Raw genomic sequence first — 11,427 nt, forward strand, 5'->3', positions numbered from 1 at the left:
CTGGGTCAGATTCTGGCAACCAGCACAAGGCTGGCGCCCGCGGCAAATCCCACGAGAACGAACAACAGCAGCAGCAGGGGCTTTATTTCGCCGTTCGAACGCTTGCGCAACGCGTTCAGGTTCTTTTCCATTCCTGCCACAATCCCATCCATCCGCATCAGGTGGACATCGAGATCATTCAGCCGCTGGCTGATCTCCACCTTGAGGCCTTCGACGGCATTGCTGACATCGGTCAGGCCGGCGGTCTCGGGCTTGTCGGCATCGATTTCCGGTGCGCGCTGCAGCGAGCGCTGCGAGACCTGCAACTGCCGCTGCGCCGCCATCAACACATCGAGCTTGTCGAGCACTTTCGCCAGCGGTGCGGCGATAAGAGCCTCGGCCGCCTGCTCGTTTGGCTGGGGAACGCGCAGGGCCTGCTCGGAACCGGCTCCATTTCGCGCCATGACGACGATATCGTTCGCCCGGGACTGGAGGGGATCAGGCAGTGCGATTTCAAATGCGTGTTTGCCGTCGCCGATACCGTTGCGCCGCAGGTCGGGGCGATTGCGGTCGGCAACGGCCTCGGCAATCACCTTGCCGTCGAGGAGGACACGGATGGTGAGCCGTTGGTCCGGCGCCATCGGGTCGAATGCCCAGCCGAAGATCCTGCCCATGTCGACGGCATCCACCCGGCCGTTCATCGGCCTGGCGTTGTCCTGTTCGGATGCGGCATCCGGTCGTTCAGCGGGACTGGTCATACGCTCTCCAATACCTGAACCTGTGCCGTCTCCATCCACTTGAGGTAGCGGCGGGCGGTCGTGTCGATGTCGTCGGGTTTGCGGGCGTTTTCGGAAAGCCGGCGCAGCAGGTTCGGTTCTTCCACTATGGTCCGCATCGCCGCGGCGAGCGCTCTGGCATCGTTGGGTGGAACGGTGAGGCCGTTGACGCCATGCTCGACCATTTCCGCCATTCCCCCGATATTGCTAGCGATGACCGGACGGCCTTGGGCCTGGGCTTCCTGAATGACAAGCGGGGCGTTCTCCCACCAGACGGAAGGAACGATGGTGCAATCGACCGCTGCAACGAGATCAGCAATATCTTCGCGGCGGTAGGGTCCTCGGGACTGCACGGATTCCGACGTTTCGGAAAAGCGCCGATTGATCTCCTCGACGAAGCCCTCGCTCTGAAAGGGCGCTCCGCCATGCACGCGGAGCTCGAAATCGAGGCCATCGGCCAGAAGCTGGCGCGAAGCGTCGAGCAAGACGGTTACCCCCTTCCAGGGGTTGAGATTTCCGAAATATCCGAAGACCGGCTTGCCGCCCTGCAGCAGCTCCCTTCGCGCGCCGGCAGTTCGGGTGGGAATACCATTGGGAATGACGCTGATCCTGTCTTCGTCCAGTCCCCACCGCACGAAGCGGTCGCGTAAAAAGGCGCTTGGCGAGACGAAGTGGTCGACCGTGCTCAGGAGGGCCTTCAGGTGGCGTTCGCGCAGGGCAAAGCGATCGAGCGGAATATCCTTGAAACAGGCATGGCAGCGGTCAGGGCTGGCCTGGTAACAAAGTTCCTTGCTGCCGGTGCGTACCATCAGGCCGTCATGGTGGCAGATGGGGTAGTAGTCATGCAGCGTCATGACGATCTGGCAGTCGGGCAAGGTGCGGCGGACGATGTGGGGGAACTCGGCGCCCAGCAGCAGCAGGTGATGGAGGTGAACCACATCCGGCCGGAAATCGCGCAGCAAGTCCGTTATATCAGGCACGACACCGTAGAGATCGATCTGGCTCATGAAGAAGCGGTCGAAGTGCCCGGACCACAACAGGACCTCATCTCCCGCCGAACCGATGCTCTGGAAGCTCGTGCCTGGCCTTGCCTCGCGGTGGATCTGGTTGGTGGCACCGAGAAACAGGGCTTCGTGCCCCTCGCGCTGGTAGGCGCGAAACAGGTCGTGAGCGAATATCTCCGTTCCACCCGGGTGGAGGGACGGATGGTTGTGCGCTGCCACCAGAATGCGCTTGCTCATCGACCATTTCCCCGGCGTTTCGCCACGATGAAGTCCTGATGGTGGCCCGCGGTGGTGCCACGCCAATGGCCAAGCGATTTCAGAGCGACGGAGAGGCCGGCCCGTTCGAGCGCCTTGTCCAGAAAGCCGTCTTCAAAGCCGACCGCGGCAAGCGGCGGCTGGTTGGGTACGAACCAGCATGGGCTTTCGCCATAGCGGCGGAAGGCGAGGCGCGGATCGCGCCGGCCGTGTTCGTTTGCCGCCGCGATCCGGTCGACCACGAAGGCGGTCATGAACAGGCGCCCGCCTGGTGACAGGACCCTGCGGACTTCGGCGAGGTAGACAAGGATTTCCGCGGGCGGCAGATGAGTGACCACGGACGTCATGATGACGAAGTCGAAATGACGGTCCGGAAAGGGAAGCCTCAAGGTCTTCCCGCTGATCTTGCCGTCTGGATTGTAGAGTTCGTGCGCGATGTCCAGCCGCTGGAAGGCGAAATTGGGGTAGGCAGGCGCGATCGTTCGCTGGCACCAGCCAATACCGCCCTCGACGGGATCGACGCCATCGTAGCGGCTCGTCTGCGGATCGAGATATTGCGTGAGCGGCACGGCCATCCGGCCGATACCGCAGCCGATGTCGAGCACGCGGCTGTCTTCGCGCAGGCCGCCGATGCGAATGAAGTAACCGAGAAACTCCGCTCCTATCGCGCGAAAATCACCGTCTCCCACGAAGACATTGGTGGATTCCGGTTGCGGCAGAAAACGATTGCCCCGAACGGATTCGATGAGCCAGCGAACGCGGTCTTCATCGATCAGCCGCGCCGGCCTATTGGGGTGCAGGAGTGCCGCATGGCTCATGCCGCGTTCCTTTCCCGGGTTCCCATACCCCCTGCCGCGGGTCGATCGTGGTCCCTGCCGAACAGGTTCGCCATCAGTTCGGTGATGTCGTCCTCCCAGCGCTGCGTGTGGAGCCATGAATTGTATTGGCTTGCAACGCCGCGCATGTAGTCCTGGCTGCGGCGGATCGAGCGGCGCTCGAAATGATAGAGGCACGCTGCCGGCTCGTAGGCTATCTGGAGCCCGAGCCGGCGGATCTTGAGGCAGAGGTCGCTGTCCTCATAGTCGCCGATCACGTAGTCCTCGGTAAAGCCGCCAACGCGCTCGTAGGTGTCTCTTCGGGTTACGAGGCAAGCGCCGGTCACGCCGGGAACGTCGCGGGCATGTTGCGCGGGGGCGTAGTCGCCAGGCATACCCTTGTGGAAATGGTGGTTCAGCCAGATCCCGCGCTGATCGCGGCCGAAATACAGGCCGGCATGCTGCAGCGAACCGTCTTCGAAGATCAGTTTAGGGCCGACGGCGCCCAGCTTGCCGTTTTCCAGCAGCGGTCGCGACAACACCTGAAGCCAGCCGGGTGCGCTTGGCACGACATCCGAATTGAGCATGACCAGCATGTCGCCGCGCGCAAAACGCGCGCCCGCATTGCAGGCACGCGCATAGCCGCCGTTACGATTCATGACCACCAGCTTCATCGACAGCCCGTGCAGAAGGTGCAGGCCGCCCAGCATGTGCTCCGTCTCGTCCTGGATTTCCGGTGAATCGAGGACATAGATGACCTCCGCGTTGGCTGCGAGCCACGGGTCGGTAGCCATCCCCGACAGCTGGAAGCGTAGGAAATCGAGAACCTTGTAGAGAGGCACGACAATGGAAACGAGGGGTGCGCTCTTGGGCAGGCTGTAGTCCTTCGTGCTGTCGACCTCTATGGTCTTGCCCAGTCGCCGTTCTATGTCCTGCAGGGCAGGGGCCAGGATCGTGCGGAAGGCGCCGTCGACCGCATGTTGTGGCGGCACGGCGCGCAGCAGATGGTTTCGTTGCGTCGCGGGCTCGAAAGGCTGTGGCGCCGGTATAAGCGGCCTGACCGCTCCCGAGGCAAGGCGCATCTGGAATCGCGGTTGCAGGAGCGGCCCGGGGGATTCCGACAAGGGGATCCAGGCGACGAAGCCGGTCACATCGGTCCTGCTCTTCTCATCCTTGCCTTGCGCCCATGCCGGAAATTCGTAGCTGTTGCCGTCGAGCGGCACCGCCGTGCCGTCCTCCTTGACGTAGTCGATGCCGGCGAACGCGGATGACGGCGCGTGGAACCAGCCGCCGGCCAGCAGACCGCCGTCGAGCGCCAGAGCGAGATCGACCTCACCGGACGGATGCATCGTCGACTTGGCAATCCGGCTTGTGGCCAGCGGTGCACGAACTTGAAGGTCGATCGCCATGGCGGCGCCGCTTTCCGGCAGCGCGGCGAGCTGCCGGACAATCATTTCGCGCAGTTCCGCCGCCTCGGGGTTTTTGCTCCACCAGCTCTGGATGCTGGGATAACGAGGCTTGCCGTCAGCAAGCTGGCGAATGGCGGCGCCGTTCTTGCTCAGGAGGACGATGAGAAACGGAGGGGAAGGAGAACGCGCCTCTGCGATGAAATGGCAAGATTGCAGGCCGTTTTTCGCGGCGCGTCCGAGGATAACCCTTACGGCCATGCGTGCAATCGAAGCTGCGCCGATCGCATAGATCGCCGTGATGTCGCCGAGATCCGGACTGATAGCCGTCTCGATCAGATGGCGTCCTTGCGCAATCTGGCAGACGATGCTGGCGGCCTGCGGTTCGGGCACGAGCGCGTGAAGAGCGTCCTCGACCACCATGTTGAAAAGATGGTCGCCGGCGATGCGGAAGGCGCTTCGCCATACGGTCAGCAGGTTGTTGACGAACTTGATACGGGCATGCGGCGCGAGGTCCGCGAACAGTGCCTCCACATCGAGGGGCGCGAGCGTTCGCGCCGGCTGCATCACGATGGTTTCGGCGGTGCTGCCGTGTTCGGTGCAGATGCCCACACTCACCGGCTGCTTTTCCGGCCTCATCGCCCAGAACATACGGTGTCTTCCGTTGCCGAGCGGCAGCATCATGCTGACGAGCGGTACCGGCGACCGGTCCATGGACAACAGGCATTTCGTGGTGGCGGGAAGGGACGGGGGAAGGTCCCAGACAAGGACGGCCAGGTCCGCGCCGAGCCGAAAGATCTTTGCGTTTCTGAAAACGCCAGTGGCGTCTGTCGATTCGTCGAACGTCACGCGCTACCCCTCTGGATCGGAGTTGCGCGCCCCACGGGAGGAGGCAGGGCGCGCAGAAGTCATATTCAGTGAACTGTGAAGTAGTTCTCGGGATTGGCATGGATGTCGTCGGCGTCGACATTGACCAATGTGAGCGTATCGCCGTGGCCGAGATCCACGATGACATTGCCGCCGACCTGCGTGACACGCGAGGCCAGGTCTTCGGGCGAAGACACGTCGAGGCCATTGATACCCTTCGAGATCTGCAGCAGATCCTCGCCCGCGTTAAAGTCGAGAATGACGTCATTCCCGCCACCGCCGTCGAAGACGAAGACGTCGTGGCCAGCACCGCCTACCAGGACGTCGTTGCCGGCACCGCCATCGATGATGTCGGCACCATCGCCGCCATAAAGGATGTCGGCGCCCTTGCCGCCGGACAGAAGGTCGCTTCCCTGTCCGCCGAGCAGGGTGTCATTGCCCTTGTCACCGTACATAAGGTCATCACCCCAGCCGCCGACAAGGTTGTCATTCCCGTCTTCACCGTTCAGCAAGTCGCTGCCCTCGCCGCCGAATAGGGAATCATGTCCCTTTCCGCCGAACAGCAGGTCGTCGCCGTCACCACCGAACACGATGTCGTGCCCGTTGCCTCCGCTCACGAAATCATCGCCCCCATGGGCGCGAATGAAGTCGTTAAAGCGGGAGCCGAACAGGGCATCGTCGTATGCTCCGCCTTCCAATGTGGCCATCTGCCTCTCCTCTTCGGATCTATATTCACGCGTCTCGGCGCAGGGTGCGACGATTTCGCACGTGGACTGTGCACTGCAAAAAAACGAAGCGCAAGCATGTCTGGAAGCTAAAATGCCACGTTTTGAGAAATATATTTCCGAAATTGAATATTATTGGCACATTGTTTCGATAGTTTCCGGGATTATAAAGTAATGTGTATATATTTTACTTGGAAATAACTTCAAAATTTGAAACAATTTCTGCTGTGCAGCATTTAAGTTTATCCAGAAATCTAGTCTTCTCTGAATGCGCGATTGAAGCTCTCAAGGACAGGAGACGTGATGTAGTCGATCGCACGGCGTGACGCGTGGATGATCAGCACCTCCGCGGGCATGCCGGGGGAGAGGCGGACATCCGGGTTTGCCTTGAGCGATGACGGGTCGAGCTTGGCGCGCGCGACGAAAAACGCACTGTTTGATTTCTCATCGACCGACTGGTCCGCGGCGACATATGTAATAGCGCCTTCCATCGGCAGGCGGGAGCGTTGATTATAGGCCGTCAGCCGGACTTGCGTCTGCGAGCCCACGGCGATGCTGTCGATGTCGCGAGGATTGACGCGCATCTCGACCAGCAGGGGCTCATTTTCCGGAACGATCTCCAGCAGCGGCTGGCCGGGGGTGACCGCGCTGCCAGGGGTGCGCAGCAAGATGTTGCTGATGATGCCATCCTGCGGAGAGCGAATCTCAAGGCGCCGCAGCACGTCCTTCGACGCGGTGATCTGCTCTTCGACATCCGCAAGATCAACGCGTGCCGTGGTGATTTCGCCGGCAATCGTCGATTGAAAATCGCTTTCGATCCCGGTCAGCCCAAGCTGTGCGCCCGCTGCGGCTTTTTCGGCCTGAGCCTTGTTGCCGACGAGTTCCCCACGTTCCCTTGCAAGCTCGCTTAGCTTGGAATCGATCTCGATGAGTTGCGTGCGCGGTATCGCGCCTTTTTTCACCAGCGTTTCCGTCGCCGTCCGGTGTTCCTTGATGAAACCGATTTGCTGGTCGGCTGCCTGGATCTGGATGCCGAGTGACGATGCATGTTCGAGATGCTCCTCGATGGTCTTTTGCTGGACGTCGACGCGTCCGACCTTGGTCTCGCGCCGCTTTTCGAAAAATATCGTCTCGGCTCTGACGGCATCGTCGACTGTAGCGTCCTGGGCGTCGCCGAAATCGCGTGGAAAGCTGATTTGAGGCAGGTCAGCCTGCTCGGCTTTCAATCGGGCCAATTTTGCGATCAGGCCAATGCGCCGGATTTGGAGCGACTGCAGGCTGGAACGGGCCCGCGTATCCTCCAATTCGATCAGGGGCTGGCCGGCGGAAACCTTGTCGCCCTCCTGAACGAGCAATCGGCTCATCACGCCGCCTTCAAAATGACTGATGGTCTTTCGTTTCGAGTCGACGATGACCGTGCCGTTGGCGACCGTCGCGCTGCTGAGCTCGACCGAAAAGGCCCAGGCAAAAAATCCACCGAAGGACACCAAGATCGTGGCGAGCCCCGCAATAACAAGACGACGGAGCGGCGAACGGTTGTCGAACTGGTCGAACTCCAGGTCAGACGGGCCGACATCCAGCAATACCGGCTGATGCCGCTGGAGGCGACGTTCGGCGAGATCAGCACGGATCGCAAGGGAAGTTTTTTCAGTCATATCGAGGCTACCTCGCGGAGTGATTCGCCCGGTATCGTGGTCGTAACCACGGCCGTTCGCGGTCCGAACTGCGTGATGCGGCCGTTTTCGAGCACGAGCAGCTTGTCGGCTACCTGCATGATGGCTTGCCTGTGAGCGATTATGATAACGATGGCGCCGTCGTCGCGCGCGCGCTGGATCGCGCGGATCAAGGCCCGCTCGCCGATCGAGTCCAGGTTCGCGTTCGGCTCGTCGAGCACGATCAGGCGAGGCTGGTTGTAGAGGCAACGCGCCAACGCTATGCGCTGCCTTTGCCCGCCGGAAAGGGTCAGATGTCCGTCGCCGACGGGTGTGTCGTAGCCGAGCGGCAGGCGTCCGATCATTTCGTGGATGTCGGCCAGCCGCGCCGCCTCCAGCACCTTGTATGGATCGCTGTCCGCCATTCGCCCGATATTTTCTCGAATTGTGCCTTCCAGAAGCGAGACGGATTGCGGCAGATATCCGACCACCTGCCCGAACGAGCCGCGCTCCCAGAGATAGGTGTTGTTGCCGTCGAGGAAGACGCCGCCGGACGTCGGGCGCAAGATGCCGACCAGCAGGCGCGCGAGAGTCGATTTGCCGGCCGCCGAGGGACCGATCACGCCCAGAACCTCGCCTGGAGAGAGGGAGAAAGAAATCCCCTTGATGATGGGCACATCCAGCCCCGGTGCTGCGTAAACCAGCTTGTCGACCACGATGTCACCCGACGAATGCGGCGTGGGCATCGTCTGGCGGACTGCGACGTCCGCCTTGAGAATCACCTCGATGCGACGCCAGCCGGCGATCGCCAGCACCCACTGGCGCCAATTCTCGATGATCGAATCGAAGGGAATCAGGAGGCGCCCGACAAGAATGCTCGATGCCATCATCGCGCCGGGCGTGATTTCCTGCTCCAGCACCAGATACGCGCCGGCTGCCAGGGTGATGATCTGGATGGAGTAGCGCAGGGTGCGGGTGATGGACGACATCGCCTTGCTCCTGCTCCCACTCGTTTCAAAATCGCTGAGAGCCTGCAGTTGAAGGGCGCGCCAACGGGCCGCCAGGGCCGGCAGCATGCCCATCGCCTCGATGGCCTCGGCATGTCGCAGCGAGGCGCCAATCCTGGATACGGCCTCGATATTTGTTTGGTTCGCTTCCTTGGTGAGTTGATGCGTCAACATGTATGTCACCAGGCCGCCGCCAACGAGCAGTGCGACGGAGACCGCTCCGATAAGACCAAAAAGCGGATGCAAAAGGAAAAGGGCGCCAAGGAAAATCGGTGACCAGGCTGCGTCCAGGGGCGCAGTGACCGCTGACGAGGTCAGGAAGCTTCGCAATTCCGCGATGTCCCGAAGCGACTGGGTTGCGCGCGACAGGCCCTGATCGACCGAGGCCTGAACGGCAGCGGCGAGGACCGGCATGTTCAGCCGACGCACAAGCGCGCCTCCGATGGCCTGGAACGAGAGTGCACGGATGAATTCCAGTACACCGAGCACCACCAGGGCGCCGATGGCCAGGATGATGAGCATCGCAAGCGTGTCCATGCTTTGACTGTTGAGCACCCGGTCATGAACCTGGAGCATGAACAGAGGCATCGTCAGTTGTAGTAGGTTGAGGCACACGCTCAGCGCCGCCGCATAAAACAACCCCGACAGGAACACACGCTTGGCTTGCGATATCAGCAACCCAGGGCTGTCTTGATTTTGTCCTCCCCGCATTTGCCCCTTGCTTCTTGTCCCATTTTGAACAGTATCGCGCATGGAAATTTGCCTCGAGTTAACGTTAGATCAACCAGTTGGAGGACGTATTTGTTATAGCTAAACCGAAGGATAGTATTGCTTCTGCCAATCTGGCACATAACGAGGGGGCCGCGCAAGCTAATGGCGATTGGGAGGGATGGGCGTAGTCGAATATTACTTCAATTTTTGAAGTAATTTCCTGAAACGGAGAGTGGGATGAAAGAAGAAGTTGTGCTTAATTTACCCGTAGAGCTGAATGGCGAACTAACGGTTCAGATGGGTCAGGCAGCACAGACAGACCCCAGGCATCCTCAGGATGCCGAATTCGGGGACCTCCAACAGGTTACGTATTTCGAGCTCGCTCGCCTCATGGAGCGGGCAAGCCGACGGTTCTCGGGCCTGATCCGCGCCGAGCTGACCAAGCTTCGGGTAGACGATATCGGGCCGGCACAGGCAATGATCCTGCTGGCAATCGGTGATTCGGAGCTGTCGGTCGCCGAGCTTCTGGATCGTGGGCATTATGTCGGCTCCAACGTTTCCTACTATCTGAAGCAGCTGGGCGATGGTGACTATATTGATCGCGTTGCCTCCCAGCGCGACAAGCGGTCAGCACGCATCAAGCTGACGGAGAAGGGGCGGCAGCTCAGGGCAAATCTTCGCGACGCGGCGATGACCTACGAGCGTGCGGTGAAGCGAGGCGACCAGGACCAACGGATGCTGGAGACGGTCTTCCAGACACTGCACCAGCTCGAACTGGCCTGGGGTAGTGCTTCACGGTACGGCGTCTAAGCGGTGGGTAATGCCGCGCACCTGGCAACGGCGGGCTAGACGCGATGCACGTGGCGTTTGTTCATCGACGGGGTTTCGGCCAGTTCGCTGCCCTGGCCGCTCGGCTCGCACAGGCGGGCAATGAGGTCAGCCTCATCACCGAGACCATCGACCAGAAGATCCCATCCGTTCGCGTCGTTCGACATCGAGCGGAATCGGGCCCGCGCGCAGATCCGCATATGGCCCGACACATGGGTACTCCCGATCACCATGCGCGAATCGGTCATCGCGTCGCCGAAACGCTCGATGCCATGGTGCGGCAGGGGCTGGTGCCCGACATTGTCGTTGGCCATATCGGGTGGGGAAGCATGATGTTCCTGAAGGACGTGCTGCCGCAGGCGCCGGCATTGGGGTATTGCGAGTTCTTTTACCGGTCGGAAGGGGCGGACATCGGGTTCTCCCCCGACGATCAGCCCGATCTGGAGACGCGCAAGAGGCTGCGGCTGCGCAACATCGCGCAGCTCCTGTCCCTTGAGGCCATCGAGGCCGGCATCAGCCCCACCCATTGGCAGAGAAGCCTGTACCCCGCCGACGCCCGGGGGCGTATTTCGGTATGTCACGAGGGGATCGATACGGCGCGGTTTCGACCGGACCCGACAACGTCGGTCACGCTTCCGGACGGACGTGTCCTCAGCGCCGGTGGTCCCCCCATCGTCACCTTTGTCGCCCGCGATCTTGAGCCGTATCGCGGATTTCCACAGGTTTTGGAGGCTGCCGCCAAGGTTGTGCGCCAACGCCCCGATGCCTTGTTCGTTTTCGTCGGCGGAGACGGCATCAGCTATGGTGTGCCGCCGCCCGGCGGCGGGGCGTGGAAGGATCATCTCCTCAAATCCCTGGACATACCGCGGGAGAATATCCTCTTTCCCGGCGCGGTGCCGCATTCGGTTTTGCGGCAGCTTTACCAGATCTCGGCCGCGCACCTCTACCTCACCTATCCGTTCGTTCTATCCTGGTCGGTGTTGGAGGCGATGGCCTGCGGCGCTCTGGTCATCGGATCGGATACCTCGCCCGTCCAGGAGGTCATACGCTCCGGCCGGAACGGCCTGTTGGTGCCGTTCTTCGATACGGATGCGCTCGCTGAGGCCGTTCTCGGCGCCCTGACGAACCCGGAACGTCATTTCGAGATGCGTGCAGCGGCGCGCCGGACGATCGAGAGGCGGTTTCGTCTGACGGACTGCCTCGATCGTCAGCAGAATCTTCTTGAAAAATTGATCGGAAAACCACTTCTGCGCAATGCAGAAATGAGCCTATAATTATTACTTTGATTTTTAAAGTATATATGAAGCATTTTTCTTAGCCTTGGCTAATTTTTATTATTGTGCACTGCAATGTTAGTTGTTAGGCTCCCCATATGGGCGCCGGATGATTTGAATAAACATCT

General features: G+C 60.8%; 9 protein-coding genes. 2 read left to right on the forward strand and 7 right to left on the reverse strand.

Features of this window, described 5'->3' with window-relative positions; genetic code table 11:
• Positions 1-5 precede the first annotated feature (5 nt).
• The 7 genes from ABCW43_RS25265 to ABCW43_RS25295 form a co-directional block, all read right to left on the reverse strand.
• Positions 6-737, reverse strand: a complete 732-nt coding sequence (locus tag ABCW43_RS25265) for a hypothetical protein (RefSeq protein WP_345929589.1) — start codon at positions 735-737, stop codon at positions 6-8.
• Positions 734-1,996: a glycosyltransferase family 4 protein gene (locus tag ABCW43_RS25270; protein ID WP_345929591.1), complete on the reverse strand. Its 1,263-nt coding sequence runs from the start codon at positions 1,994-1,996 to the stop codon at positions 734-736. The genes ABCW43_RS25265 and ABCW43_RS25270 overlap by 4 nt, the downstream gene beginning before the upstream one ends.
• Positions 1,993-2,832, reverse strand: a complete 840-nt coding sequence (locus tag ABCW43_RS25275; protein WP_345929593.1) for a class I SAM-dependent methyltransferase — start codon at positions 2,830-2,832, stop codon at positions 1,993-1,995. The genes ABCW43_RS25270 and ABCW43_RS25275 overlap by 4 nt, the downstream gene beginning before the upstream one ends.
• The gene (locus ABCW43_RS25280; protein ID WP_345929595.1) at positions 2,829-5,084 is read right to left on the reverse strand and encodes a glycosyltransferase family 2 protein; all 2,256 of its coding nucleotides are present in this window, start codon (positions 5,082-5,084) and stop codon (positions 2,829-2,831) included. The genes ABCW43_RS25275 and ABCW43_RS25280 overlap by 4 nt, the downstream gene beginning before the upstream one ends.
• 65 nt (positions 5,085-5,149) lie before the next feature.
• Positions 5,150-5,809, reverse strand: coding sequence for a calcium-binding protein (locus tag ABCW43_RS25285; protein WP_345929597.1), 660 nt, complete (start codon positions 5,807-5,809; stop codon positions 5,150-5,152).
• Between the two features lie 272 nt (positions 5,810-6,081).
• Positions 6,082-7,482, reverse strand: coding sequence for an HlyD family type I secretion periplasmic adaptor subunit (locus tag ABCW43_RS25290; protein ID WP_345929599.1), 1,401 nt, complete (start codon positions 7,480-7,482; stop codon positions 6,082-6,084).
• Positions 7,479-9,239: a type I secretion system permease/ATPase gene (locus ABCW43_RS25295; RefSeq protein ID WP_345929601.1), complete on the reverse strand. Its 1,761-nt coding sequence runs from the start codon at positions 9,237-9,239 to the stop codon at positions 7,479-7,481. Before ABCW43_RS25295 ends, ABCW43_RS25290 begins: the two co-directional genes overlap by 4 nt.
• Positions 9,240-9,494: 255 nt before the next feature.
• On the opposite strand from ABCW43_RS25295, the gene ABCW43_RS25300 reads away from it, so the two are divergent.
• Positions 9,495-10,007, forward strand: a complete 513-nt coding sequence (locus tag ABCW43_RS25300; protein WP_445739005.1) for a MarR family transcriptional regulator — start codon at positions 9,495-9,497, stop codon at positions 10,005-10,007.
• A 44-nt stretch (positions 10,008-10,051) separates the two neighbouring features.
• Positions 10,052-11,299, forward strand: a complete 1,248-nt coding sequence (locus ABCW43_RS25305; RefSeq protein WP_345929605.1) for a glycosyltransferase family 4 protein — start codon at positions 10,052-10,054, stop codon at positions 11,297-11,299.
• Positions 11,300-11,427: the final 128 nt, after the last annotated feature.

The organism is Neorhizobium tunisiense, from assembly GCF_039631515.1.
Lineage (GTDB): Bacteria > Pseudomonadota > Alphaproteobacteria > Rhizobiales > Rhizobiaceae > Neorhizobium.

What these genes read in the sequence shown, in the direction of transcription:
- ABCW43_RS25265 (WP_345929589.1), bottom strand. Translation starts at nt 737, where the DNA reads ATGACCAGTCCCGCTGAACGACCGGATGCCGCATCCGAACAGGACAAC.
- ABCW43_RS25270 (WP_345929591.1), bottom strand. Translation starts at nt 1,996, where the DNA reads ATGAGCAAGCGCATTCTGGTGGCAGCGCACAACCATCCGTCCCTCCAC.
- ABCW43_RS25275 (WP_345929593.1), bottom strand. Translation starts at nt 2,832, where the DNA reads ATGAGCCATGCGGCACTCCTGCACCCCAATAGGCCGGCGCGGCTGATC.
- ABCW43_RS25285 (WP_345929597.1), bottom strand. Translation starts at nt 5,809, where the DNA reads ATGGCCACATTGGAAGGCGGAGCATACGACGATGCCCTGTTCGGCTCC.
- ABCW43_RS25290 (WP_345929599.1), bottom strand. Translation starts at nt 7,482, where the DNA reads ATGACTGAAAAAACTTCCCTTGCGATCCGTGCTGATCTCGCCGAACGT.
- ABCW43_RS25295 (WP_345929601.1), bottom strand. Translation starts at nt 9,239, where the DNA reads ATGCGCGATACTGTTCAAAATGGGACAAGAAGCAAGGGGCAAATGCGG.
- ABCW43_RS25300 (WP_445739005.1), top strand. Translation starts at nt 9,495, where the DNA reads ATGGGTCAGGCAGCACAGACAGACCCCAGGCATCCTCAGGATGCCGAA.
- ABCW43_RS25305 (WP_345929605.1), top strand. Translation starts at nt 10,052, where the DNA reads ATGCACGTGGCGTTTGTTCATCGACGGGGTTTCGGCCAGTTCGCTGCC.